Annotated in this window: 22 protein-coding genes, 4 tRNA genes and 1 pseudogene; 23 read left to right on the forward strand and 4 right to left on the reverse strand. The window is 63.9% G+C overall.

Annotation, left to right across the window (positions count from 1 at the left end; translation table 11 throughout):
• Positions 1 to 38 precede the first annotated feature (38 nt).
• Entirely contained in the window at positions 39 to 1,211 is a 1,173-nt protein-coding gene (locus tag QP140_RS04235; RefSeq protein WP_284758375.1) for an o-succinylbenzoate synthase, read from the forward strand.
• A 206-nt stretch (positions 1,212 to 1,417) separates the two neighbouring features.
• Positions 1,418 to 3,172 carry an ATP-binding protein gene (locus tag QP140_RS04240; RefSeq protein WP_284758377.1) on the forward strand — a complete coding sequence of 585 codons (1,755 nt, stop codon included), beginning with the start codon at positions 1,418 to 1,420 and terminating at the stop codon, positions 3,170 to 3,172.
• A 239-nt stretch (positions 3,173 to 3,411) separates the two neighbouring features.
• Here QP140_RS04240 and QP140_RS04245 read toward each other — a convergent pair.
• Positions 3,412 to 3,875, reverse strand: a pseudogene (locus tag QP140_RS04245) (NAD(P)/FAD-dependent oxidoreductase); the annotation flags it as partial.
• Positions 3,876 to 4,420: 545 nt separating this feature from the next.
• Here QP140_RS04245 and QP140_RS10410 point away from each other — a divergent pair.
• From QP140_RS10410 to QP140_RS04270, 6 genes are all read left to right on the forward strand, one after another.
• Positions 4,421 to 5,233, forward strand: a complete 813-nt coding sequence (locus QP140_RS10410; RefSeq protein ID WP_442874999.1) for a type IV toxin-antitoxin system AbiEi family antitoxin — start codon at positions 4,421 to 4,423, stop codon at positions 5,231 to 5,233.
• Between the two features lie 19 nt (positions 5,234 to 5,252).
• Positions 5,253 to 5,801 (forward strand): hypothetical protein, encoded by a 549-nt coding sequence (locus QP140_RS04250; RefSeq protein ID WP_284758379.1) that lies wholly within the window; start codon positions 5,253 to 5,255, stop codon positions 5,799 to 5,801.
• Positions 5,802 to 5,963: 162 nt separating this feature from the next.
• Positions 5,964 to 7,943, forward strand: a complete 1,980-nt coding sequence (menD, locus tag QP140_RS04255; RefSeq protein ID WP_284758381.1) for a 2-succinyl-5-enolpyruvyl-6-hydroxy-3-cyclohexene-1-carboxylate synthase — start codon at positions 5,964 to 5,966, stop codon at positions 7,941 to 7,943.
• Complete coding sequence (locus QP140_RS04260) at positions 7,936 to 8,520, forward strand: hypothetical protein (protein ID WP_284758382.1); 585 nt, start codon at positions 7,936 to 7,938, stop codon at positions 8,518 to 8,520. Before menD ends, QP140_RS04260 begins: the two co-directional genes overlap by 8 nt.
• On the forward strand, positions 8,517 to 9,722 hold the full coding sequence (locus tag QP140_RS04265; RefSeq protein ID WP_284758384.1) for a glycosyltransferase family 4 protein: 1,206 nt from the start codon (positions 8,517 to 8,519) through the stop codon (positions 9,720 to 9,722). The genes QP140_RS04260 and QP140_RS04265 overlap by 4 nt, the downstream gene beginning before the upstream one ends.
• Positions 9,723 to 9,758: 36 nt before the next feature.
• Positions 9,759 to 10,451, forward strand: coding sequence for a demethylmenaquinone methyltransferase (locus tag QP140_RS04270; RefSeq protein WP_012359529.1), 693 nt, complete (start codon positions 9,759 to 9,761; stop codon positions 10,449 to 10,451).
• 134 nt (positions 10,452 to 10,585) lie between these two features.
• Here the strand turns inward: QP140_RS04270 and QP140_RS04275 are convergent, their stop codons facing one another.
• A complete protein-coding gene (locus tag QP140_RS04275) occupies positions 10,586 to 12,022 on the reverse strand; it encodes a geranylgeranyl reductase family protein (RefSeq protein ID WP_284758386.1) in 1,437 nt (478 codons plus the stop codon).
• A 211-nt stretch (positions 12,023 to 12,233) separates the two neighbouring features.
• Between QP140_RS04275 and QP140_RS04280 the strand changes: the two genes are divergently transcribed.
• From QP140_RS04280 to QP140_RS04290, 3 genes are all read left to right on the forward strand, one after another.
• The gene (locus QP140_RS04280; protein WP_070759802.1) at positions 12,234 to 13,244 is read left to right on the forward strand and encodes a polyprenyl synthetase family protein; all 1,011 of its coding nucleotides are present in this window, start codon (positions 12,234 to 12,236) and stop codon (positions 13,242 to 13,244) included.
• Between the two features lie 140 nt (positions 13,245 to 13,384).
• A tRNA-Tyr gene (locus QP140_RS04285) sits at positions 13,385 to 13,467 on the forward strand.
• Between the two features lie 152 nt (positions 13,468 to 13,619).
• Positions 13,620 to 14,153, forward strand: a complete 534-nt coding sequence (locus QP140_RS04290) for a type 1 glutamine amidotransferase domain-containing protein (protein WP_284758388.1) — start codon at positions 13,620 to 13,622, stop codon at positions 14,151 to 14,153.
• Positions 14,154 to 14,271: 118 nt separating this feature from the next.
• Here QP140_RS04290 and QP140_RS04295 read toward each other — a convergent pair whose 3' ends face one another.
• Complete coding sequence (locus QP140_RS04295) at positions 14,272 to 15,048, reverse strand: SPFH domain-containing protein (RefSeq protein WP_284758391.1); 777 nt, start codon at positions 15,046 to 15,048, stop codon at positions 14,272 to 14,274.
• A 505-nt stretch (positions 15,049 to 15,553) separates the two neighbouring features.
• Between QP140_RS04295 and QP140_RS04300 the strand changes: the two genes are divergently transcribed.
• From QP140_RS04300 to QP140_RS04335, 8 genes are all read left to right on the forward strand, one after another.
• Positions 15,554 to 15,626, forward strand: a tRNA-Thr gene (locus tag QP140_RS04300).
• A 67-nt stretch (positions 15,627 to 15,693) separates the two neighbouring features.
• A tRNA-Met gene (locus QP140_RS04305) sits at positions 15,694 to 15,767 on the forward strand.
• Between the two features lie 351 nt (positions 15,768 to 16,118).
• Positions 16,119 to 16,191: transfer RNA gene (locus QP140_RS04310), tRNA-Trp, on the forward strand.
• A 42-nt stretch (positions 16,192 to 16,233) separates the two neighbouring features.
• Positions 16,234 to 16,578, forward strand: coding sequence for a preprotein translocase subunit SecE (secE, locus tag QP140_RS04315; RefSeq protein ID WP_284758392.1), 345 nt, complete (start codon positions 16,234 to 16,236; stop codon positions 16,576 to 16,578).
• A gap of 225 nt (positions 16,579 to 16,803) precedes the next feature.
• The gene (gene nusG / locus QP140_RS04320) at positions 16,804 to 17,688 is read left to right on the forward strand and encodes a transcription termination/antitermination protein NusG (protein WP_070761064.1); all 885 of its coding nucleotides are present in this window, start codon (positions 16,804 to 16,806) and stop codon (positions 17,686 to 17,688) included.
• Positions 17,689 to 17,831: 143 nt separating this feature from the next.
• Entirely contained in the window at positions 17,832 to 18,272 is a 441-nt protein-coding gene (rplK, locus tag QP140_RS04325; RefSeq protein WP_070759796.1) for a 50S ribosomal protein L11, read from the forward strand.
• A 106-nt stretch (positions 18,273 to 18,378) separates the two neighbouring features.
• Entirely contained in the window at positions 18,379 to 19,095 is a 717-nt protein-coding gene (gene rplA, locus QP140_RS04330) for a 50S ribosomal protein L1 (RefSeq protein WP_284758394.1), read from the forward strand.
• Between the two features lie 197 nt (positions 19,096 to 19,292).
• A complete protein-coding gene (locus QP140_RS04335) occupies positions 19,293 to 20,729 on the forward strand; it encodes a hypothetical protein (protein ID WP_284758396.1) in 1,437 nt (478 codons plus the stop codon).
• A gap of 105 nt (positions 20,730 to 20,834) precedes the next feature.
• Here the strand turns inward: QP140_RS04335 and QP140_RS04340 are convergent, their stop codons facing one another.
• Complete coding sequence (locus QP140_RS04340; protein WP_284758398.1) at positions 20,835 to 21,554, reverse strand: DedA family protein; 720 nt, start codon at positions 21,552 to 21,554, stop codon at positions 20,835 to 20,837.
• Between the two features lie 162 nt (positions 21,555 to 21,716).
• On the opposite strand from QP140_RS04340, the gene QP140_RS04345 reads away from it, so the two are divergent.
• The 4 genes from QP140_RS04345 to QP140_RS04360 all read left to right on the forward strand — a co-directional run bounded on the left by QP140_RS04345 (position 21,717) and on the right by QP140_RS04360 (position 25,390).
• Complete coding sequence (locus QP140_RS04345) at positions 21,717 to 22,871, forward strand: hypothetical protein (RefSeq protein ID WP_070761060.1); 1,155 nt, start codon at positions 21,717 to 21,719, stop codon at positions 22,869 to 22,871.
• Between the two features lie 361 nt (positions 22,872 to 23,232).
• The gene (rplJ, locus tag QP140_RS04350) at positions 23,233 to 23,745 is read left to right on the forward strand and encodes a 50S ribosomal protein L10 (RefSeq protein ID WP_070759792.1); all 513 of its coding nucleotides are present in this window, start codon (positions 23,233 to 23,235) and stop codon (positions 23,743 to 23,745) included.
• Between the two features lie 136 nt (positions 23,746 to 23,881).
• Positions 23,882 to 24,268, forward strand: a complete 387-nt coding sequence (rplL, locus tag QP140_RS04355; protein WP_070759791.1) for a 50S ribosomal protein L7/L12 — start codon at positions 23,882 to 23,884, stop codon at positions 24,266 to 24,268.
• Positions 24,269 to 24,415: 147 nt separating this feature from the next.
• Positions 24,416 to 25,390, forward strand: a complete 975-nt coding sequence (locus tag QP140_RS04360) for a DUF3068 domain-containing protein (protein ID WP_284758400.1) — start codon at positions 24,416 to 24,418, stop codon at positions 25,388 to 25,390.
• Positions 25,391 to 25,484 lie beyond the last annotated feature (94 nt).

Raw genomic sequence — 25,484 nt, forward strand, 5'->3', positions numbered from 1 at the left:
CATATTAGGTGTCTGGTCGCTCGCCTAGGGTGGGTGGCGTGAATATCACTCAGCAGCAGCTCGACCAGTTCCTTCGTCACGCCCGCGAGCACGCGCACGTGGTGGCCCTGCCGATGCGCACGCGCTTCCGCGGCATCGATACCCGCGAGGCGATGCTCGTGCCCACCGCCGGCGGGTGGGTGGAGTTCGCGCCCTTCCTGGAATACGGCCCCGCGGAGTCTTCCCGCTGGTTGCGCAGTGCGGTGGTCCATTCCCTTCTTTTGGACAACGACGCCACCGCCCGGCCGCAGGGTGCCTTAGCGGATCATGCCGCGTTGCAGGTCCCGGCGGGGGTCGCGGTGCCGGTGAACGCCACGATGCCCGCGGTGGATGCGCAGGCGAATCCGCAGCAGGTGGGGGAGCTGATGGCCCGTTACCCGGGGTGCACGACGGTGAAGGTGAAGGTCGCTGAGCCGGCCGTGCTGCGGGAGCAGGGCTTTGATGTTGCTCTGGCTCAGGATGTGGCGCGCGTGCGAGCCGTGCGGGCCTGGTTCGCCGAGCACGGGGTCGCCCGGCCCCGGATCAGAGTGGATGCGAACGCGGGCTGGTCGGTGGAACAGGCGCTGGCGGTGATCTCGCAGTTGGCGGCCGAAGATGTGGCGGGGGAGGACCTGGATTACGTGGAGCAGCCCTGCGCGACGGTGGCGGAGCTCGCGGAACTTCGGCAGCGGTTGGCCGATGAGGGGATCGCGCCGGGTGGTTCCCCGGTGCGGATCGCCGCCGACGAGCTGATCCGCAAGGCATCGGACCCGCTGGCCGTGGTGGAGGCCGGGGCGTGCGATGTGGCCGTGGTGAAGGTCGCCCCGCTGGGCGGCATCGACCAGGTCGTGGCGGTCGCGCGCCAGGTGGCGGCCCACGGGGTGAGTCTGACGCTTAGCTCCGCGCTGGATACCGCCGTGGGCATTGGTGCGGGCCTGCAGGCTGCTGCCCTGGTGGCGCAGGTGGGGAAGGGCGCCGGGGTGTTCGGCCAGGCTGGGCCGAATGCGGCGGGCTTGGCGACGGGCTCGCTGTTCACTGCGGACGTGGGGGTGCGGGAGATCAGGGATGGCGCGATGCTCACGGGCGCGACCCAGCCGGACTCAGCGGTGCTGGAGCGCTACGCGGTGGACGCGGAGCGTCGGCAGTGGTGGATCCGCAGGATGGAGGCTGCAGCCGTTCAACTGGGATCGTGACGCCCGCTAGGGGAGCATCCCAAAACAACTAGAAACAACTTTGAAACAACCGCCGGAGGCTTCTTGACCTGGGGGAATAATGAGATGAAGGGTCGGGCTGGCCACAATAGTTGTTCGTAAGTTGTTTCAAAGTTGTTTCGCTGGGGTGGGTGGCGTCTCTAAAACAACTTCCTGGGGAAATGTATACTTCACATATGGAATCCCCCATGATTGACGATGCGACACCGTGGCTGCCTGAGGATGTTGCAGAGGCTCTAGAAGCTATTTGGAACGGAGATTCGGCTGGCAATGTCGAATCGGAGACCCTAGAGATCAAAGAGGACCCTGCCCGGGTTCAGTATGCGCCTTCGAAGGCCGATAAGCATCGGGCACAACTTGTAGAAAAGCTCATTGATGAGGCGGTGTGCCTGGCTAATGGGGAGTCCGCTATGGGGCACATCATCGTGGGTATCAGTGACAAGCTGACCGGACCTGAAGCGTTTACGGGGACGGACTTGGATACCTTAACCATTGAGAGAAAGATTCTTCATGGTACTCAGCAGCAACTGAGGGTTGAAGCATCTGAACTTGAGTATCACGGTAGTCGCCTTGTTGTGATCCGTATCCCAGAAGCATTGACCATGTATACCCGCACCCAAGGCCAGGTGAAGCGGCGGCGGGGCACGAGTTGTGAGCCGCTGCTGGAGGCAGAACGGCAAGCGTTGGTTCGGGAAAGGGCGAACCCCGATTATTCAAACGGGAGCTCGAGGCTCCAGGTTCAGGACATCGAGCTGCCAGTCCTGGAAGAGGCTCGCCGACTGTTGAGGGGGAAACGGTCCAGGGAAGACGGGTCGGATTATGTGCCGAAAGGTGCCAGCGGGCTCCTTCGTGAACTGGGGCTCGTGGGCCATGATGGTTCGCTCAAGAGGGCGGCAGAGATCCTCATGCTGCCACCGGACAAGCCTGCCCTGACGGTTCAGTATTTCTGGAGACCCATCGTGGGGGCCGATCCTGAAGTGAGCGAGATCAGTGAACCGCTGTTGACTGCACTTCCCCGGCTGCGCCGCCTAATCAGGGAGCGCGCAAGTCAAGAAATTGAAAGAGTGCAGTTTGATGATGGGCAGGAAACCGCGATCCCACGCTTCCCTGCCCAGGCGATTGACGAGGCCGTCACGAATGCCTTCATTCATAGGGACTGGCAAATCAGTCGCCCCGTGGTTGTTGACCAGACGCCTCGTACTCTGAAGATTTGGTCCCCGGGTCCTCTGCCGCCGGGGGTTGATCGGGATCACTTGCTGACGACTCAATCGGTGCCGCGGAATAGTCGCCTTATGGCGGTAATGCGTGGGCTCGGCCTGGCTGAGGAATCGTCGCGCGGTTTTGACCGCATGTGGTCTGCAATGATTGGAACAGGTCGGGAAGTTCCGGAAGTGCGTGCTGAGGAAACCTTCGTTGAGGTGATTCTTTCAGCAGGTAAGCCCGATGTGGGTTTTATCAAGATGCTTCATGAACTGGAGAAGCTACCTGATGGCGAGGCCGTGAGGAGCGTGGGCACTCTCATTGTCTTAAAGCAGCTGTGGAGCGCGCCTCGGATCACGAAGAATCAGGTTGAACGGCTTGCGCAAATTTCTTCAATGGAAGCCGCCGAACTGATGGAGTCGCTCCAAGACATTGGGGTGGTAGCGCGGCTCCAGGGGGCGGATGAATGGGTTTTGGGAAGGGCGGTTCAGCAGGGGACAGCTTCTTCGGGTGGTGCCCAGCCCCAGTTTGCTAGTGCTGCGACGATGCCTACAGAAGAGTGGTTGGAAGAGCAGCTGCGAACTGGCACGGTACGCGCAGCAGAAGCCGCCGAGATTTTGGGTATAGAGCGCTCCGAAGTGACGAAGATCTTGCGGAAACTGCGGGAGCGCGGGGTGGCGCGTATTGACCCGGCCGGCCCGCAGCGTGGGTCAAACACACGCTGGATTGGGGCGTCGGAGTAAATAGCTTGGCAACAATCCTGGAACAATAAAAACAACTTTGAAACAACTTCCGTAGGCTTCGTGACCTGGGGGAATAATGAGATGAAGGGTCGGGCTGGCCACAATAGTTGTTCGTAAGTTGTTTCAAAGTTGTTTCGGCGTGCCGGAAAACAACTCCGGAACAACTAGTAACAACCCGGCAACACCTCGCAGCAATGCCAATCGCAGCATCAGGTTGACGTCCTGAAGCGAACGCCGGGCTACCGGGACTCGAGATAGCGGACGGCGGCCTGACCGGCGCGCCTGCCGGCGCGAGTCGCGCCCACCGTCGAGGCGGTGGAGCCATAGCCGACCAGCAGCACCCGCGGGTCCTTGGCTACGCGCACTTCGCCGTCCATGAGGATTCCTCCGCCCGGTCCCCGCAGCTTCAGTGGGGCGAGGTGGCGCAGGGAGTGACGGAATCCGGTGTTCCAGAAGATGACGTCGGCATCCACCTCGGTGCCCGGGGGTTGGCCCAGATGGTTTCGCTCACTTCCTGGAGCTCCAGGAGGAACTGAACGGCCGACAGTCCGCCACCGACGACGAGGGTGCGCAGGCCCGCGAAGTCCTCCTTGCGGGTGTAATCCTTCGTGTGCAGCTGGCGGCCGCGGAAGGTTTCGATGCCAGGGATGTGTGGCACGTGCGGGTTGTTCCAGGTGCCGGTGGCGTTGAGGAGGACGTCCGTGGTGATCGTGGTGCTCGTGGCGTCCGGCCCGGTGGCGGTGACGGCGAGCCCGGCCTGGCCTGCACCGATAATGAGCGCGCGGAAGTGGCCCCGATCCAGGGAAGATAGCTCCATAACCTCACCCTAACGATGCTGATGTTTTCGGCCGGAGGCCGACAAGTGTGTTCACTAAAAATGAACGTTCATTATTGCTGAACATCAGCTAGAGTGGCGGTATGAACGGGGAAGAAATCAGTCGCTGGAACGACATATTCAACCTTGTAGAGGTGCCTCTCGAGTTCGTGGAGCTAGGTCAGGAGGGCGTCGGGGATGGGGGACTGTTCGTGCGTCACGGTGACGCCTCCGCGAAGTGTATGGCCCGCCAAGTTGAGACGAATGATCCACAAGGGTTACGGGCTTTGGTGGCGGAAAAAACTGCCGACGAAAGCGACCTCCCAATGCTGCTTCTCGCCCCAAGGGTTACGCCTAAGGTGGCTGATTTCCTACGGGGGGCGGGGGTTATGTTCGCAGACGAGCGAGGAAATTGTTTTATCTCCATCCCCGGGATGTACCTCGATATCCGTGGCAGGGTGAAGGGTCCTCCGGTTGACCAAGGGGATAGGGGTCCGTTGAAAAGGGGGACGCAAGTAACTTCGGCAAGTCCGCAGGATAAAGCTGCTCGGCGATTGCGAAGGCCAGCAAGGAGTGCTGCATCGCAAGTTAAGGCGCCTACCGGTTCCTTGTTTACGCCACGCCGAGCGCAGGTGAGCGCGGTTATTTTGGATCGCCCGGAACTGCTTGACTCTCCTGTCCGAGAGGTTGCGAGACAGGCGGGGGTCTCCGTTGGTAGCGCTGCGCAGACGCTAGAACTGCTGACGCAAGCTGGGTACCTCAATAAGTCGGGCTTCGGGGGAAGGTATTACTTCGAGCGACCGAAGGCGCTCCTGGATGCGTGGGCGCAGTCCTATGCCACTGGGCTTGGTGCTGATCTGGAAATCTTCCGAGGAGAGGCTGATCTGGGCAGATTTGGGGCCATGGACCCCATGGGCTGGGTAAGCGGCGAGCAGGCTGTGCCGCACTTGGTCCGAGGTGGAACTACCGTTCATCTTTATTTGCGCGACTCGGCTGAACTTAGAGAGTTGTTGAGGAGCAGTCGGATTCGCCGATCAGACAATGGCAATGTCATCGTGCGCACGGCGTTTTGGGGCGCTGGCCAAGGAAGCCGTGATGCGAATCAGACGGATCAGAGTGATCATGCGACCGTGCTTGGCGAATGGCCATGTGCGCCGTGGCCAGTAATCTATGCGGATCTCGTGGGCACTCACGAACCCCGCCTGCTGGAAGTCGCGCAAGAGCTAAGATCGACAATCAATTTCTAGAACTTCTGGGGGTGGGGTAATGAAATGGTCGGAGAGCAATGAGGATATTGCTGAGGTTCTTGCTGCGCTTGGACGGTATATCGACCTAGATCAGATCATGCTGGTGGGGGCGCGGTGTAGGGATATTCATCAAGAAAAATACCGGCCAGGCCCGCCAGCCCGGGCGACGCGGGATATCGATTTTGCGGTAGCGCTTCGCAGCTGGGCGGATTTCGATCGCCTCAAGGAGCATTTCGCTTATCCGGGGAGAGCTTGGCAAGCGATCAAGGTCAGCGGCTTTGACATTGACTTGGTGCCGTTTGGGGCAGTTGAAAACCCGCCAGATGAAGTTGAGCGCGAAGGTTTAATTCTTAGCATGGCTGCCCAGCTACTCGGCAGCGATGTCGCTCAGGTGCTCGGGATGAGAGAAGCGAGCGTATTGGTTAATCGTTTCGCTGAAGAGGGTGATAAGGGGATTGGTCTTGCAGAGCATCTTATTGCCGAGGGGGAGCACCCGACTCCGTTTGAAGCGCGAAAGGAGCAGGTCGAAGCCCTCTTGAAGGGAATACGCGAGGCCTTCGATGGTTAAGTCGCGTGTTCTCCATGTTTTTGGATGGACGTGGGCCCTTCTGAGGCTAAAGGGGTTGGAAACACGTGTTCACTAAAAATGAACGTTCAGCATTAATGAACAATGATTAGGCCGAGCCAGGCTCGTCGCCCCGCAGGGGCATGGTCACGTAGGTTATGGGGTGTGAAAAACAGCAATCCCCAGAGCACGCCCGAGACCCTTGATCAGCCCTCACCCGCCGTACTGCTTGGCGCGGTACTGGTTGACGAGCTGATTCGCAACGGGGTTCGGGAGGCCGTGGTGTGCCCGGGCTCGCGCTCGGCTCCGCTGGCCTTGGCGTTTGCGGAGGCCAGCCGCGCCGGGCGGCTGCGGCTGCACGTGCGCACCGACGAGCGCTCCGCGGCCTTCCTGGCCCTGGGCCTGGCGAAGTACTCGGACACTCCGGTGCCGGTCGTGATGACCTCCGGCACGGCGGTGGCTAACTGCCTGCCCGCCATGGTGGAGGCCACGGCCACGAACGTCCCGTTGCTGATCCTTTCTGCCAACCGGCCGTGGTCGATGGTGGGGACGGGGGCTAATCAGACCATCCAGCAGCGCGAGATCTTCGGCGCCCACGCGGTCGCCACCCTGGAGTTGGACGCCGCGATCGACGCCGTGACTGCCAGCGCCGCTGCGCCGTCCGCGAGCGCCAACACCGTGGCCGGTGCCGACGAGGCAGCCCCCGCCGCCGCCCTGGACACCACAAACCCGCTGGTCCGCCGCGTCCGGGTCAAGGTCGACGAGCTGCTCCGCGCAGCCACCCACCCCACCCGGGGCGGTGGGGCGCACCTCGACATCCCGCTGCGAGAACCACTGGTGCCGGAGTCCATCACCCAGCTGAGCCTCCTGGCCCGCCAGCTCGCCGAGGGGCCCGCCCGCGCAACGGCGGCCGAGCAGCCGACCGCGCCGGCCCGAACCTACGTCCTACCGAAGCAGGCCGCGCGCCTGCCCTACGGTGAGGTGACGGTGGACGCGTCCAAGCGGACCCTCGTCATCGCGGGTTCGGTCAGCGATCGGGCGTGGGCCCGCGAGCAGCTGGAGGAGCTCGGTGACCTGCCCGTTCTGGCCGAGCCCACCAGCCCCGCCCCGGACTTCCCGGTGCACCCGGCGGCGGCCGCGATGTTCACCACCGGCCTGGTTTCCCACGGGGAGTATTCCGCGGCCACGCGACCGGAGCAGGTCATCGTGCTTGGTCGGCCGACCCTGCACCGCCCGGTGACCCAGCTGCTGGCCAGCGAGGACATTCCCATCACGGTGCTCACCGAGGTCGAACAACCCACCGACGTGGCGCTGACCGCCGACCGGGTTGCGAGCACGGTGCGCCTGACCGGGGAGTCGCCGCAGTCCTGGCTGCAGGTCTGCCGCGGTGTGTCCGAGCTGGGTGCAGAGGCGGTGCGCGACGGCATCGCTCAGGCCACCGAGGACGGGGCGTTCACCGGGCTGCACGTGGCTGCGGTGCTGGCGGATTCCCTGCGCGATGGGGACGCGCTGTTCGTCGGCGCTTCTTCGCCGATCCGCGACATTGCCCGGGTGGGCCTGCCCTTCGACGGGGTGCGCACGGTCGCGAACCGTGGTGCCGCGGGCATCGACGGCCTGGTGTCCACCGCGGTGGGTACGGCCCTGGCGCATGCCTCCGCCGATCCGACGGCGATCCGCGCCCCGCGGACGTTTGCCCTGCTGGGGGACCTTTCCTTTCTTCATGACGTCAACGGGCTGCACTTTGGTCCGGACGAGCCCAGCCCGGAAAACCTGGTGATTGTGGTCGCCAACGACGACGGCGGCGCGATCTTCGAGACCCTCGAGCCGGGTGGGGATAGCCTGCGGAGCTTCGACGACGGCACCCCGGCCTTCGAGAGGGTCTTCGGCACCGGCACGGGCGCGAAGCTGGCTGGGCTGTGCGAGTCCGCTGGCGTGGACTGGGTGGGGGTGCACAACCCGGCGGAGCTCGCCGAGGTGTTGGATGCGCTGGAACACAGCGACCTGGAGGGCGAAGCCGGCGAGAAGCTGGGCCTGGTGCCGGGTCGCCGGGGCGGCGGGGTGCTGGTTGTGGAGGCCTTCGTGGACCGGGGTGCGCGCGTGGCGCTGGAGAAGTTGATCCGGGGCAAGGTGACCCCGGGTGAGTAAGCCGGTGGACCGCGAGCAGGGGGCCGCGCCAACGGGCGCGGCGGGTCCGGCGAACGTAGAGCAGCCCGTGGCCGCCGAGCAGGCCACCGAGCAGGCCACGGAACAGTCAGCGGTGGGGAAGGAGTCGGCCGTTGAGCAGCCGACCCCGACCCGCTTCCGGCGCGGCAAGCAACTCGTCGCGGCCTTTACGGCCTTCGCCGCGGCCGTCTGCCTGGGGATGGTGGCGACCGCCGCGCTGAACGACTACCGCATCGGTAGGGACCAGGCGTTCGCCACGGCGGACGTCGTCAACGTCGGGGTACTGCGGACCACCGTGCGCTTCCCGGATGAGTACGGGGTCTACCACCAGCCGGACCGGGGCTTGCTGTACCCGATCGGCCTGGAGGCGGGCCAGCGGGTGCGGGTGGAGTATCAGAAGTCCGAGCCCCGCAATGTGAAGGTGCAAGGCCGTGGCTGGACCTTGGCCTGGATACCCGCGCTCTCCTCGCTCGTCGTGGCGATGGTGCTGAGCGGGGGTCTGTGGCTGCTGGTTCGGTGGCGAGAAAACTCATGGAAGGCGCAGCAGGGAGAACAATGAGGGTTGCGATTATCGCGGAGAGCTTCATCCCCATCGTCAATGGGGTTTCCAATTCGGTGTTGCGGGTGCTGGAGCACCTGCGGCGGGAAGGGCACGATGCGATGGTCATCGCGCCGCGCCCGCCGGGCTGGCAACCACCGGCCGGTGATGCTCCCGCCGGGGATGCGTCCGTAACCAGCACCAGCGAACCGGGCCCCGGCGATACCTATGCGGGCTTCCCGATCCACCGGGTGCCCGCGGTCAACCTCCCGCCCATCAACTCCCTGCCCATCGGCGTGCCCCTGCCGAGGGTCTATAAGCTGCTGAAGCAGTTCCAGCCGGACGTGGTGCACCTGGCCAGCCCATTCGTCCTCGGCGGGGCGGGCGTATTCGCCGCGAAGGCGCTGAAGGTGCCACAGGTGGCGGTCTATCAGACGGACGTGCCTGGCTTCACGGAGCACTACAAGCTCACTTTCCTGCTGAACATGTCCTGGCGCTGGGTGTGCGCGATGCACAACAACTCTTGCCTGACCCTCGCGCCGAGCTCGCCGACGATCGAGCAGCTGCGGGAGCACGGCGTGCAGCGGGTGCACCACTGGGGCCGGGGCGTGGATACGCAGCGCTTCCATCCCGCCAAGCGCAGCGCGGAGCTGCGCGGCCAGTGGTGGGAGGAAGGCCAGGCCAAGCGCAGCACCGCCGCCCCGGCCGAGCCACGCAAGCTGGTGGGTTTCGTGGGCCGCCTGGCCGCGGAGAAGGATGTGGCGAACCTGACGTCCTTAAACGACCGTGAAGACGTGCAGCTGGTGATCGTCGGCGACGGGCCGGAACGCGAGGAGCTGGAAAAGCTCATGCCGACCGCGGTGTTCACCGGCGCGCTCTATGGGGAGGAGCTGGCCGTGGCCTTCGCGTCCCTGGACGTGTTCGTCCACCCGGGGCGCTTCGAGACCTTCTGCCAGGCGATCCAGGAGGCGCAGGCCTCGGGCCTGCCGGTGGTCGCGCCACGGGCCGGCGGGCCGGTGGACCTCGTCGAGGACGGGGTGAGTGGCTTCCTGCTCGACCCGGAACGCTTCGCCGAGCAGCTGCCCGGGGCCGTGGGGAAGATCATCGCGGACGGCGCGCTCGAACAGTTCGCCGCCGCAGCGCTGACCCGCGTGCAGGGCAAGACCTGGCCCGCGCTGTGCGAGCAGCTGATGGGCTACTACCAGCAGGCCATTACTGCGTGATGGTGCTGGCCGGTGCGCCGGGTAGCATGAGAATTTATGTCTAGGGCAAGTCTGGAAAAAGATCCGCGCGAAGTGGCCACGATGTTCGATGCCGTGGGGAAGAACTACGACATCACGAATACGGTGCTGAGCTTCGGCCAGGACCGGCTGTGGCGTAAGCGCACGCGCCGCCGCCTGGATCTCGCGCCGGGGGATAAGGTGCTGGACCTTGCCGCGGGCACGGGCGTGTCCACCGAGGAGCTGGCGGAGTCCGGCGCGTACTGCGTGGCCGCGGACTTCTCGCTGGGGATGCTGCGGGCGGGTTCCCACCGGGACGTGCCGATGATCTGCGCCGATGGCCTGAATCTGCCGTTCGCGGATAATACTTTCGACGCCGTGACGATCAGTTACGGTCTGCGTAATCTGGTGGACTTCCGCGCCGGGTTGCGGGAGATGGCCCGGGTGACGAAGCCGGGTGGCAAGCTCGCGATCGCGGAGTTTTCGACGCCGGTCATCCCCGGTTTCGCGACCGTGTACAAGGAGTACCTGATGCGCGCGCTGCCCGCGGTGGCGAAGGTGGTCAGCTCCAATCCGGAGTCTTATGTCTACCTCGCGGAATCCATCCGCGCGTGGCCGGATCAGGAGGAGCTGGCCCGCGAGATCCGCGCCAATGGTTGGGAGAACGTCGGCTGGCAGAATCTCACCGGCGGCATCGTTGCGCTGCACAGCGGGACCAAGCCGCTGGACTAGCTCGCTGGCGTAGTTTCGGGGCACGGTTCCCTGCTCTGCCACGTTGCTCGGCCATGTCGCTTGGCCACGTCGCTCGGGTGCGCCGGAGACAACGAAAGCCCACGGGAAACCGTGGGCTTTCGTGCTCTCCGGGTTTATTGGCGCCCGAAGAGGGGGCGGGAGTCCGCGGCGAGGAGCTTATCCACGCCGCGGGAGAGCTTGCCGGCGCCGAGCCACAGCTTCGCCGTGAGGTCCCGGTCCTGCGGGGTGACGAGGTTGCCCATCAGGCGGGCCGCGGAGTTCATCACCGTGTGGGCCAAAGGTCCGCGCATGCCCACCGGGCCGATCGCGGCCAGCAGGCCCGGCATGGTGAGCAGCATGCCCAGGCGGCGGGCCAGAGCGAAGGCGTCACCGTACTCCTGGCGCAGCCGGGCGGGCCAGGAATAACGCAGACCGTCGGGGTTGCGGCGGGCGTCGCCCAGCAGTTCGACGAGGAAGCGGGCGGACTCCAGCCCATAGTCGATGCCCTCGCCGTTCAGCGGGTTGACCAGGGCGGCGGAGTCGCCGATCACAGCCCAGTTCCGGCCCGCCACCCGCGTGACGGCCCCACCCATCGGCAACAGGGCGCTGGTGATGCGCTGCGGGGTGCCGAGCTCCCACTCCTCGCGCACCTGGTCGGCGTAGTGGGTGAGCAGCTTCTTGGTATTGACCTTCGCTGGCCGCTGCGTGGTGGTCAGCGCCCCGCAGCCCAGGTTTACCTGCGGGGTCGGGTCGGCATCCGCCCCGTTGCCCGCCTGCCCGCCAGTCGTGGGGGTGCCGAGGGGGAAGATCCAGCCGTAGCCGGGCTGCGCGGTGCCCTCGTGGTCCCGAAGCTCCAGGTGGGAGTGGATCCACGGCTCATCGGCGTGCGGGGTTTCCACGTAGCTGCGGGCTGCGATGCCATGGACGATGCCGCGTTCCCACTGCACGCCCAGCTGCCGGGCAATGGTGGAGCGCACGCCCTCGGCGAGGACGAGGAACTCCGTGCGGATCTCCGTGGTCTGTACCTCGCGGTTAGTCCCCGCCGCCTTCCCAGCCCGCGAACCGACGGCCTGGCAGGTCACGGTCTGCCCGTCTTCCGAGACCCCCACGGCCTTCAGCCCGCCGTGGAAGCGAGCACCGGCGTCGATGGCGTGGCGCAGCAGGGCGGCGTCGAAATCACTACGCGGGATCGCGGACCCACGAGCGGGGAACTTCTCGTGCTCCGGCCACGGCGCGGTGATCGATCCGCCGAAGCCGTGCAGCTTCAGCCCCTTGATCCGCGGGTGGCCATCCAGCAGGTGGCCTGCCCCCATCGCCTCCAGGGCGCCGACGGCGCGTGGGGTCAGGCCGTCCCCACAGGTCTTATCGCGCGGCTTGGTGGCGTGGTCCGCCATATCGATCACCAGGGTGTCCCACCCCGCTCGGGCGGCGTGGTACGCCGCCGCAGCACCCGCCGGGCCGCCGCCGATGATCAGCACCTCGGCGCGCAGCTGATCTTGCGGTACCCGTTGCGGGGCGGCGGACTCGCCTCGCGTCGCCGAATCATGCGTGGTGGAAGAAGAGGGGCTCATGAGGCTCAAGGCTAGCCGGGGTGACGTCCTAAAAAGAACCGGAGGACCCACCGCGAACAACGCGGCGACCGGAAAACCTGCACCGCGGAAGCAATCCCGCGCGGCGAGGGGTGAATCCATTACTACGCGCCCGAGTAGATCGGCTAACCTATCGAATGGCTAGCTATAGCTCACGCACAATCACAATCTAGATCGAGGCAGACGCAGGGACATGGCAGTACGCGACAACGCCAGGCCGGTAGCTCCGGACTTGGGGAATGCCGAGCTCAACGACCGCATCACGGCGGGGCTGCAGGAGGCGGAGGACTTCCTGCGCTGGCGCCTCAGCCAGGGCGAGAGCTTCATCACCGATAAGATCAGCCACCTCGCGCTGGCTGGCGGCAAGCGCTTTCGCGTGGTGTTTGCGCTGCTCGCCGCGCAGTACGGCAAGAACCCGACGGCCCGCGAGGTGCGTGACGCCGCCGTGGTCGTGGAGCTGACGCATCTCGCGACGCTCTACCACGACGACGTCATGGACGAGGCCGACCGCCGCCGCGGTGCGGAGTCCGCGAACGCGCGTTGGGGCAACTCGATGGCGATCCTCGCCGGCGATTACCTGTTCGCGGTGGCCTCGGAGATCCTCTCCGGGCTGGGTTCCCAGACGGTTCGCCACTTCGCGGACACCTTCGGCGAGCTGGTCACCGGCCAGATGCGCGAAACCGTGGGTGCTGCCGATGGCGAGGATGCGATCGAGCACTACATGAAGGTCATCCAGGAGAAGACCGGCGTGCTGATCGCCTCCGCTGGTTACCTGGGCGCGCTGCACTCCGGCGCGGAGCAGGAGCACGTGGACGCGCTGGCGCAGTTCGGCCGCCACATGGGGCAGATCTTCCAGATCGTGGACGACATCATCGACATCTGGGCCGATCCGGAGGAGTCCGGCAAGACGCCGGGCACGGACCTGCGTGAGGGCGTGTTCACCCTGCCGGTGTTGCACGCGATGCGCCAGGAGGACGAGGTCGGCGCGCGCCTGCGCGAGCTGCTGACCGGTCCGGTGACCGACGACGCGGTGGTTGAGGAGTGCCTGGAGCTTATCCAGCGTTCCAACGGCCGTGAGCTCGCGGAGCGGGACGTGGAGCACTACCGCGGCTTGGCTGAGGCTGAGCTGGCGAAGCTACCGGATAATGAGGTCACTGAGGCGCTGCGCCACTTGCTCGCCTTCTCTTTGGACCGCCTGGGCTAGTTCGGCTGCGGTTGGGCGGTTGCCCACCGTCTCCCGGTTGTTCCGCCTTCCTTTTAAGGACGTCAATACCTGGCCCGAGCAGCACGTTTAGGCAATCTTTGAGGTGCGTAGTAGGGTATTGAGCGCACCAGATGGTGTACGCCAGATTGTCCGAGCGGCCAAAGGAAGCGGACTGTAAATCCGCCGGCTTATGCCTTCGTTGGTTCAAATCCAACATCTGGCACAGACGAACTCCGTCAGGGAAAACCCTGGCGGAGTTTTTGCGTTGCTGGGGCGAGGCGATGCGTCACACCGGGGGCTTAAAAAAAGTGAGGGTGTCGCTCGCCGGGTTTCGCTGGCACCATGGGGGCATACGTTCTTGAGAAAGGAGCAGACATGGCAAAGCTAGATGGCAAGCGCATTGGTGTTCTCGCGACGAATGGGTTCGAGGACAGTGAGTTCAGCTCCCCGATTGAGGCTGTCCGCCAGGCAGGCGGCGCAGTGACTGTCCTCAGCCCTGGTGGCGAGAAGATTGAGGGCAAGAACGGTTCTACCTCTGAGGCGGATGCCTCTACCGAAAGCTCCCGCGACGCTGAGTTCGACGGGATTATCCTTCCGGGCGGTACCGGAAACGCCGACCAGCTGCGCATGGATGAGGCAGCGGTCGAGATCGTGAAGAAGCACGTCGAGGCTGGAAAGCCGCTCGCGGTGATCTGCCACGGTGCGTGGATCCTTACCGACGCGGACGTTCTCCGCGGCCGTACCCTGACCTCGTACCCGTCGTTGAAGACTGACCTCCAGAACGCTGGGGCAACGTGGGTCGATGAGGAGGTCCACGTGGACAACGGCCTGGTCTCTTCCCGCACTCCGGCCGACCTTGAGGCCTTCAACGCGAAGCTGGTGGAGGAGTTCGCCGAGGGGCAGCACTAAAACCTGCTGAATCGGCAGCCGGGTCCCACATGGGGCTCGGCTCCTTTTTCTTTTGGGGCGAGAAGAATTCACCGGGATATGGGATAGCGGGGCGGTCCCCGCGAGCAGCTAGGGGCAGCTAGCTGTCGAGCTCGCCCCGGTCCCGTGGTTCCCGGGGCTGATCGGGCGACTCCAGTGACCGGTCGCGCAGCTCCAGGGTGGTGCCCGGCGGCAGGGCCTCCAGCAGGCGGATCTTCGCCAGCAGCGGGTTCTGCTCCAGCACCTTCGCCGTGCCCATGCGAGCGCGGGTGATCTTCACCTCGGTGCGCGCCCGCTCCAGCTCGCTAGCAGCGGTGAGTTTATCCACCTCGGCCTGGCTCAGTGCCTCGGCCACCCCGTGCGGCAGGGAGAGATCCTTGAGGTGAACATTTCCCAGCACCTCGACGCCGACCGCCTCGCCGGCCTCCCGCGCAGCCTCCGCGACGGGGGAGAGGTCGATGCGCTGCCCGATGAACTCGGCTAGCGGCTTCGTCGCCACCAGTTCTCGCAGGGCGATTTGGGCGGCCAGGTAGACCTCCCGATCCGGTTCGTCAGCGGCGGTGAGGAAAGCGACCGGATCACTGACCCGCACGGTCAGCACGAAGGTCAGGGTGACGTCCTGCCCCTCGGCGGTGGGGATCCGCTGCGGGGCGAAGGAAAGCTGGCGGCGGCGCTGGTCGACCTGCACGAAACGGTCGGTGGGCAGCGCAAACCCCGGACGGGACAGCGCGGTCACCTCGCCGTCGCGGGAGCGCAGCACAACGTGCCCGGGCAGCGGGATCGGGCTGCGCGGGAAGGATGGGCACCACGACAGCGGCGTGTCGGTCTCGATGTACTCCATCCAGGAGCCAAAGTCGCTGTTGCGGTTGAAAAACATGTGTCACCACCTGAATCGCCAGCATGCAAGGTGCAGGCGAACGTGAAGTTGAAAATTCCGCGCCGCGTGGGATTCGCAGACGGCGGGGCGTCGGCGCGTCGGAACGCTCGCAGGCGCTCGTCGGGGCCGGGCCGCAGGCCGCAAGCGAAGGGCTCCCGGGCGGCGCGGAATAAAAGATTGAGAGGACTCGAACCTCCTTGCCCCGTGAGGGGTGTGCCATGCGCCGCCGGTGCATCATCCGGAAAGCGCCTGAATTAAAACCCCAGGACACCCCTTAACACCCGATAACGGCGCAACTAGAAACTATAAAACAGCTGGCCCGCCCAGCGGAAGAGGCAATCGCGCGATCCACCGCCTAATGCCACCCAAGACGCACCCATACCGACCTCGGAAACCGGCTACGACGTGCAGATTTGTGCTTCTCATTGGAAACTGGTTATGCTACTTCAGGCTTCGATCAACGGGCCACAGCGGATTACCGCGAGGTTCGGTCGATTTAAGTTGCGCCCCCTTAGCTCAGTCGGCAGAGCGTTTCCATGGTAAGGAAAAGGTCGACGGTTCGATTCCGTCAGGGGGCTCTGTCATTTTATATGGCCGTCACGTGACCTGTTTACGCTGGCCGTGGCTGGTCGTGTAAGTGGCTGTGGCGGTGTAGCTCAGCTGGTTAGAGCGCACGACTCATAATCGTGAGGTCCCGGGATCGAGTCCCGGCACCGCTACTAATTTCGGACCCCGTGGTTTTTCCGCGGGGTCCATTTTTTTATTGACGACGCCACCGCCCTCACCGCCGCCTTGGCTCGCCGCGTTCTGTAGGGGAGTGGGGTCACCGGGTGGTCCTGCCGCAAGTCATGCCAGCCCTGAGCGTGTCCCACCGGGGAGCGAGGCCACCGGGTGGGGCTATTGCGTGCCCGACCTCCCGGGTTCACCCCACTTCGAGTGGTGGAGTGCTGCGGAAAACGTGGCAAGTTGTCTAACTGAATGGAAAGTTGCTAGGCTACTCCCGTGTTGCACGCATGGTGCGTTGTCTGCGGGTAAAATCGCGGCCATCAACCCGGCGTTGCCACAGTTTTAGGGGTGTAGCTCAATTGGTAGAGCAACGGTCTCCAAAACCGTAGGTTGCGGGTTCAAGTCCTGTCACCCCTGCAAAGTACGCCCGCCCCCGCGGGCGCCCGAAGGAGTAACCACGTGAGCGAAGATAGCAACAGGGCCGGAGGCTCCGGAGCGAACGCTTCCGGAGGCTCCATGCGCCCCAGCGGTAAGCGTCAGGTCGCTGGCCAGGCCACCACGGCTCGCGCGACCAGCGCTTCGACCACCCCCGAGGTTGTCGAAACCAGGAGCAACCCCTTCACCGCCATCGCGGACTACATCCGTGGCGTGATCTCCGAGATGCGCAAGGTCATCTGGCCGACCGGCCGCGAGATGGTGACCTACTCCATCGTCGTGCTGGTCTTCCTCGTCCTGATGACCGCTCTGGTTGCTGGCGTGGACTACGTCACTGGCCTCGGTGTTCGCTGGGTCTTCGGCGTCTAGCTTTAGCTGGTTCCCCCAAGCGCAGCGATATGCTCCAAGCCCTCCCTCGTGGAGGGCTTTTTTGCGTCTCCTCTCGCCACACCGGCCTGCTCATGGCCATAAATCCTGCCCGCGTGCTAAACTCGTCAACAGAAAACATCCCGCCTCGCCGACCAACGGTAGGGGCGGATTTTTATTGCCGATCGTGCCTAAAACGACCCAGGCTCACCCGACAAGGAGCATCACATGAGCGCAGATAAGAACCTCAGCGCAGCGGACCTCGCTGCCGCGGCACAGGAGGACATCCACCAGGAAGTCGCAGCCCACAAGGAGTCCGAGGCCGACCAGGCCGCGGCAGCCCTGGGCGACGCGGCAGAGGACACCGCCGCAGAGCCGGCGGAGGGTACCGAGACCACCCCGGAGGCTTCCGAGGCTGAACAGCCGGAGAAGACCGCCGAAGAGGCCGCGATGGAGGCCTACAAGACCCGCCTGCGCGAGTTCATGCGCGCCCTGAAGAAGCTGCCGGGCGAGTGGTACATCATCCAGTGCTACTCCGGCTACGAGAACAAGGTGAAGACCAACCTCGAGATGCGCGCCCAGACCCTGGGTGTGGACGAGCAGATCCACGAGGTCGTCGTCCCGATCGAGGAAGTCACCGAGCTGAAGGACGGCAAGCGCAAGCAGGTCAAGCGCAAGCTGCTGCCGGGCTACGTCCTTGTCCGCATCGAACTCGACGACGCCTCCTGGTCCGTCGTCCGTGACACCCCGGGTGTCACCTCCTTCGTGGGCAACGAGGGCAAACCGACCCCGGTGAAGATCCGCGAGGTCGCGAAGTTCCTGCTGCCACCGGAGACCGCAACCGCCGCGGCGGAGGACCAGGGCCAGGACGCCGCCGACGTCGACGTCTCCGCGACCGGCGTGGCCGTCCCGCCGAAGCCGGCATCCGAGACCGTCGAGGTGGACTACGAGGTGGGCGAGTCCGTCACCATCCTCTCCGGCCCGTTCGCATCTGTTGCAGCGACCATCTCCGAGATCGATACCGTTCAGAACCGACTCAAGGCGATGGTCTCCATCTTCGGCCGTGAGACCCCGGTTGAGCTGGAATTTGATCAGGTTGCGAAGCTCGATTAATGTAACTCTGTCTGCTATTTAGTGGCGCGCCTTCGGCGTGCCCGGGTGGCAGTGGAACTATTCATCTCCGGTGGCTGGCTAAGAACCGGCATCCGGTCGGGGAGCGGTACGCCCGCTTCCTGATAACAGAAAGAGGTATAGCGATGGCCAAGAAGAAGGTCCAGGCGCTCATCAAGCTGCAGATCCAGGCTGGTGCAGCAACCCCAGCTCCGCCGGTTGGTCCGGCACTGGGTGCTCACGGCGTGAACATCGTTGAGTTCACCAAGGCTTACAACGCTGCAACCGAGTCCCAGCGCGGCAACATCGTGCCGGTCGAGATCACGGTCTACGAGGACCGCTCCTTCGACTTCAAGCTGAAGACCCCGCCGGCTTCCAAGCTGCTGCTGAAGGCCGCTGGCCTGCAGAAGGGCTCCGGCGTCCCGCACACCGACAAGGTCGGTAAGGTCACCTGGGATCAGTGCAAGGAAATTGCAAAGACCAAGGAGCCGGACCTGAACGCGAACGACATCGAGGCTGGTGCGGCCATCATCGCCGGTACCGCTCGCTCGATGGGTATCGACGTCGAGGGTCGCCCGTCCGCTTAAGTGCGCCACCCCGGTGGGTTCGCCGCCGGGGTTTCATCGCGTGGCAGGGTCGCTTGCTGACCCACTAGACCACAACTCCAACACCTAAACCCAGATTGGAATTTTCATGAGCAAGGTTTCTAAGGCTTACCGCGAGGCGGCCGCTAAGGTCGACCGCGATAACAAGTACACCCCGCTGCAGGCTGCGAAGCTGGCCAAGGCGACGTCCTCCAAGAACTACGACGCAACCATCGACGTTGCGATCCGCCTGGGCGTCGACCCGCGCAAGGCTGACCAGCTGGTCCGCGGCACCGTCGCGCTGCCGAACGGCACCGGTAAGGACGTCCGCGTGGTCGTCTTCGCCGAGGGCCCGAACGCTACCGCTGCCGAGGAGGCAGGCGCAGACTTCGTCGGCTCCGCTGAGCTGATCGAGAAGATCCAGGGCGGCTGGACCGACTTCGACGCTGCGATCGCTACCCCGGACCAGATGGCTAAGGTCGGCCGCGTTGCTCGCGTGCTCGGCCCGCGTGGTCTGATGCCGAACCCGAAGACCGGCACCGTCACCACCGACGTTGCTAAGGCTGTCTCCGAGATCAAGGGCGGCAAGATCTCCTTCCGCGTGGACAAGGCGTCCAACCTGCACGCCCTGATCGGTAAGGCGTCCTTCGACGAGAAGAAGCTGGCCGAGAACTACGGTGCCCTGATCGACGAGCTGCTGCGTATCAAGCCGTCCTCTTCGAAGGGTAAGTACATCAAGAAGGTCACCCTGTCCTCCACCAATGGCCCGGGTGTCCCGGTCGACGAGACCGTCCAGAAGAACTACGCAGACGAGGCTGAGGCTTAAGCCCTAGCGTCACTGACGTAGCTGCCCCGATCCCGTGAGGGTCGGGGCATCTTTGCGTTGTGGGGGTTGGGATTTGCGAGCACGTGGGGGAGGGGACCCTGAGTGCTTGTTAAAATGCTCCTGATTAAAACTGGTTTCCACCGCATCGCTGGTCGAGGAAAGTTTTTAAGGAGCGAGCCATCACAACGAGAGAAGAAATGTCGCGCCGTTATGCCGACATGACGAGTGCGGTGAACCAGTCCACCGCGATGCAGCGCGAGATGGTGTCCCAGCAGCGGCTGGGCAACATGATCAACGCGACCGCCGCGATCGTCGCCCACGCGGATGCGAAGAAGACCCACGGCCTGCTCGGAAAGTCGCTGGCCAACCAGAGGGAATCCATCGCGCTGCAGCAGGAGGCCATTCGGCAGAGCGCTGCGCAGCACCGGGAAGTGGTTCAGGGCTTCTACCAGCTGGATCAGACGATCACCAGCATCGGGGACCAGCTGCACACCGACCTCGACGACATCAAGCACGGGACGTTCGCGAACTGGCGCGATGGCGTGGGTGCCGATTACTTCTACAAGTACCGCCCGCAGGCGATGAAGCACCTGGACGATTACTCCAATATCAGCCGCATGTGGCTTCAGGTGCTAGCCGATCGTTTCGCGGGCATCATCGCGGACTACCCGCGGTGGAAGAAGTCGGATTGGGCGGACGATGCGTTGCGCACCGGGGTCTTCGTGGCTCCCCCTGTGGTGGAGCAGCCACCAGAGATCCAGGATCTGCCGCCGAAGCCGAAGACGCCCTTCGTGCCGCCGAGCTTTCTGGTGTGGATCCTCGCCGGGATCATGTTCTTCGTTGGCATCATCGGGGTCGGCGCGATCCTCCTCGGTGCGATGTCCTGGCGTGCGGAGTCCGAAGGTCAAACGCTGAAGCAGAACATGTTCGAGCAGATTGGCCCCGAGGCGATCGAGCAAGCAGAGGAAAAGGACTTCCGGTTCCTGGACGAAGAACTCGCCGCGTCGGGCGGCAAGAACTATTCCTGCAACCCTGGCGAACTGCGTGCACAGGCAGAGGGAGTGAACGTCGGGGACCTCGACTTCGATGGCTTCTGCCAGTCCCTGGAAAAGATCAACAAGACTATGAACACCGGCCCCAAAATCGTGATCGCCGGGAGCCTGCTCAGTGGAGTTCTCGGCGCAGGCGCGATTGTCTTCTGGGCCTACCGGCGGGAAGGCAAGGCCGAAGCCGTGGACGATGCGTACGTCGCGGCCGTCAATAAGCAGGTGGCGGAGAACCAGGCTCGCGTCGACGGCTGGAATCAGCATTTCGAAGCCCAGCTGTCTGACTACCAGCGGCGAAACAAGCAAGCCTTCAATGCCGCGCGCTCGTATATCGAATCGGCGATGGGGATCTCCATGAACGGGGACCTGGGCGACCGCTGGGCATCCACCGCGGACCGCACGCGCAAGGAGCAACTCACCTCGCTGATCGAAAACGAGGTGCGGCGCCCGCCGTCGCGCTTCGACTGGATCGAGTTGGAGCCCTTCGTTGCCAACCGGAGCCTGCCCGAAGACCTGAAGGCGATCGCGGTGCGTCTCATCGAGATCCAGACCGGTGGTAGCACCCCCATCGGCAAGCTGGAGCAGTAGCTTGAGGCCATGAGGAACCCCGGACCCTGAATGGGTCCGGGGTTCCTTGCGTTGCGCAGGCGCGGCAGCGGCTGGGGTATGGCCCCCGCCGCGCAAGTGTTGGGCTTAGGTGGCTTTCTTGTTCTGTTTCGAGATGCTCCAGAACATGAACACCAGCAGCGCGATCGTGATCCACATGGCGTAGCGGTTGACCTGCTCCACGATGGAGATCACCTGCTCGCCGTAGGTCACACCCAGGTAGGCGAAGAAGGCGTTGGTGACCAGCACGCCGAAGGCGTTGAGCCCAAGGACCGTCCAGAAACTCATGCGGCGGATGCCGGCCAGCAGGTTGGCGATGACGATGGTGGGCACGAAGGGGATATAGGAGAGCACGATCGCCGCGCCCAGCACGCCGGGGCGCGCGTTTTCTAGTCGCGCGGTCCAGCGCTGCAGCCTGGGGGAGTGGGCGACCGACATGCGCAGATACTCCAGACCCCACTTGTTGCCGACCAGCCACCACAGGGGGACGGTCTTCAGCGCGCCGACCAGGGTCATCAGCACGATGGCGACCGCCGAGATTCCGCCGGTGGTGGACTCTGCCCCGCCCACGATTGAGGAGGTATAGCCACCCACCATGAGCGCGTAGGGCACGGGGTTGTTGAGCAGCCACACGCGCAGCGGGATCATCGCGAAGCTGAAGAGGGTTGCGGCAACCAGGTAGGCCCAAATCCACTTGTCCAGCCGGTCGGGCTGGGAGATGAAGGCCGGGATCTGTTCTTCCTGGCTCCCGGTCTGCTTTTCAGCGTCGCCCTCTGGGGACGTATCGGCGGTGTCGAATGGTGCCATGCTTTTCCTTCGTTGTTATCCCCGAGCGGCGACATTCTGGGTGAGTGCGGAGAGCAAGGTGATAGCCGCGACGCCAGGGGTTAAGGACTTGAGCGTATCAGCTGCCCCTGGCCGCGAGCTCCACATCGCTGGCGCGTCGATTCTGACCTAGCCTGGGGAGTAATGACTATGGAAGGCCACCAGATCTCAGAGTCCACCCCAAGCGATAAAACTTCCCAGCTTTCAGTGCGCATCGTCGCGGACCCTGGGCTGGTGTCTGCCCAAGTGTCGAAGGTTCTTGATAGCGCGGACTTGCCAGAGGATTGCAGCTTTAACCTCGACACCGAACTGCTGCTCATGGATCCCAACCGCTCCCTGATCGCGCCGGATGTTCCGAGCGGCAGGAGCCCCGCGGATTTGCAGCTGCTCGTCACCGAGCTGCCGCGCTTTAGTGGTGCCACCGTGTTGAGAAGTGAGCTTTATCCGAATCAGGATGTGGCGGTGATCAGCTACCCCACGCTCGGGATGCTCGGCGCCCGCGACGGACTGGCCCAGGAAATAGCGCGCGTGATTGGGGAATACCGCGACTACCTGGCGTCCTCCCAGGGCGAAAGGGAGCAGTCGACGAGGGAGGAAAAGAACAAGTTCAAGACGATGCTCGGCATGATCTCCACAAATCAGCCGCGCCACTCCCTCGGGGCGCTGTCCGGTGCGCTGGCTGCGGGCATCGGGGTCGGCGCCTTCGGCATCTTCTACAGCTCTATTTGGGAAATGGCGGACTACCTCACCATCACCCGCCTGGCCGTGGTCAATATCGTTGCGGTGCTAGCCATGATTCTGTGGCTACTGCTGGATAACAGCCTCTGGGATAAGCCCAGCGCAAAATCTTTCAAGCGGGTCATTGCGCTGTACAACGGTTCGACGCTTCTCACGCTCGCGTTCGCTGTTCTGGGGATGTATGCCATCCTTTTCCTCATCATTTTCGCCGGCGCCGGTGCGATCATTGCCCCAGACTTCATGACGAAGGTGCTGGGTGAGCCGGTCACCGTGGGCACTTATGCCAGGATTTCCTGGCTCGCTGCATCCATGGGCGTGACCGCCGGGGCCCTGGGTTCGAGTTTCAATTCGGACTCCGCGGTCCGGCGGTTGACCCACGGGGCGCGCGAACGGCAGCGGCTGTACTCGCGCAATGAGGATTACGACGAGAACGCCGATGGGACCGGGGAGCACGACTGGGATGGTGCGTGGAGCCAGCGGTCCCAGGAGGCAGCACGCCAGCATTGGCACCAGATGAAACGCCGTGGGGAAGAACCTGAGCAGTACCGCGATGCCGCCTAGGCCGATTTGGTCTTTCGGCTGCTGGGCGTTAAGCTGTCAGGCGAAGTTTTGATATGTTTCAAAGTTTCACCGAAGACCGTCGGTCACTTGGGAAAACGCTTTCCGGCCGTGCTGATCTGATCAGCAAGCTCGTGCGAGCGCTCCCGGGTTGAAGGATCATCGTCATGATGACGGCCCACGCAGGTAACACGAGACGTTTTGTATCGCGCCGCTAGCTTCACGCTAGCGAGCTGCGATTCCAGAAGCGCCCCGTTGCCCCCTGCGGGTACGGGGCGCTTTGTCGTTGTGAAAGTGTTTCCTTCGTTTCGATCGCCGGTGCACGTACACACGTACACCAGAACATCAGGAAGGAGGCGAGAGTATGGCTAATCCAAAGAACACTGCAGCGCTGCAGGAGCTCAAGGCACGCTTCGAGGAAGCAGACGCCACCGTGCTGACCGAATACCGCGGTCTGTCCGTGGTTGAGACCACCGAGCTGCGTCGCGCGCTGGGTCAGGATGTCACCTACTCCGTCGCCAAGAACACCCTGCTCAAGCTGGCTGCTAAGGAAGCCGGCGTTGAGATTGACGAATCCCTGCTGACTGGTCCTACCGCTGTTGCTTTCATCAAGGGCGAGGCTGTTGACGCAGCTAAGGCCATGAAGGATTTCGGCAAGGATCACGAGGCTTTCGTCGTCAAGGGCGGGAACATGGACGGCGCTGCGCTGTCCGCTGAGCAGGTCATGGCTATCGCCGACCTGGACAACCGCGAGACCACCCTGGCCAAGCTGGCCGGTGCTCTCCAGGGTTCCTTGGCAAAGGCTGCTGGACTGTTCAATGCTCCTGCGTCCCAGGTTGCACGCCTCGCGGCTGCCCTGCAGGAGAAGAAGGACTAGTTCCGCCACGCTGGGTGCGAGGGCACGGTGTGCCACCGCGCTGGACCACAAGCCGGTCCACCACAGTAAAAACTTTTAAAAACACTTCGCCGCAGGGCCGATTGCCCAGGCGGCACAACACGAAAGGATGCCTATTATGGCTAAGTTCACCAACGAAGAGCTGCTGGATGCCTTCAAGGAGATGACCCTGATCGAGCTCTCTGAGTTCGTCAAGCTGTTCGAGGAGACCTTCGACGTCACCGCTGCTGCTCCGGTTGCTGCTGTTGCAGCTGCTGGTGGCGCTGAGGGCGGCGCTGCTGCTGAGGAGAAGGACGAGTTCGACGTCGTCCTGGAGGACGCAGGCGCTAAGAAGATCGGCGTCATTAAGGTCGTCCGCGAGGTCGTCTCCGGCCTGGGTCTGAAGGAGGCTAAGGAGCTCGTTGAGGCTGCTCCGAAGGCTCTGCTCGAGGGCGCTTCCAAGGAGGACGCTGAGGCAGCTAAGGCTAAGCTGGAAGAGGCCGGCGCAAAGGTCTCCCTCAAGTAATCCAGTTGCCGCGCACAGCGGCCGCGTGATTCACCGCCCCGCAAGGTTCGCCTTGCCGGGGCGGTTTTTCTATTGCTGCGCCGACCTGCCTTGCGACCCGCTTTCAAAGGGAACAGCGTGTCTGCGGGCTGTTGTAGCATGTTCAGCATGAACTCGAAGTCCCGTATCGTTGCTGTGTTTGTGCTCGGCCTGGCCAGCGCCATGATCGTGGCGGGCGTGCTCCTGCCACGGCTCTTCCCCGAGGAGCGGCCGGTGCCACTGAGCCTGCAGCACACCACCTTCACCTTGGAGGACGAGGACGCAACCGTGGGGCCGGGTTACCTGGGCGTGGGGGAGGAGGATCCCATCCAGGCGCCGGTGGCTCGCCAGTTCAACATGCAACTGGGCCAGCCGGCCACGGAGGAGGAGGCGACGGTGCGCGTCGGCGTCTCCAACGCCCGCACCAATGTGAAGGACGATCTGGAGTCCCTGCTGGATGCGCAGGTCTATAGCTACCGGCTGAACCGGATGAACGGTGAAGCCGTGGGGGAGGCCAAGGTCGCGGATTCCCCGGCGACCCCGCCGAAGGCCGTGGAGATGGAGGGCTCCTGGGCGAAGTTCCCGGTGGATACCCAGCAGCAGAGCTACGAGTACTTCGACTGGACCGCCCGTCACGCCTACCCGGCGGAGTTCCGGGGCACGGAGCGCCGGGAAACCTCTAGCGGTGACGAGAAGGAGATCTACCTCTTCCGCCAGGAGATTCCGTCGGAAAAGGTCAGCTCCCGCTACAGCGGCATCCGCAATGCCATCGTCAAGGACGGCGACCGTGCGGAGCTGTACCACGGCGGCTGGCGCGAGCTGGCGGTGGAGCCGGAGTCTGGCATGATCGTCGGCATCGAGGAGCACATTCGGGACGAGTACCGCAACGCTGAAGGCGAGGTGGTGGAGCCGCTGCTGAAGTTTGAGGGGCGCACGACCGAGGCCAATGAGCGCCAGATGTTGGACCAGGCAGACGAGCTCGGTGGCAAGCGTTCCACGGAGAAGTGGGGCCGCGGGGTGTTCTGGGCTGGCGTGATCCTGCTGCTCGCCGCACTGGTGGTGGCGCTGCGTCGTGAGCGCAAGCGCCGGGCTACAAGCGTGTAATTTTGCGCCCGTCGAAGCGGACGGATACTATCGGCCTGATCAGTATCCACGGGGGTGGACATTTGGGGGCTACTACTATATGGTAGTTCGTTGC

The sequence above is a fragment of the Corynebacterium sp. UMB9976 genome (assembly GCF_030212265.1).
GTDB lineage: Bacteria > Actinomycetota > Actinomycetes > Mycobacteriales > Mycobacteriaceae > Corynebacterium.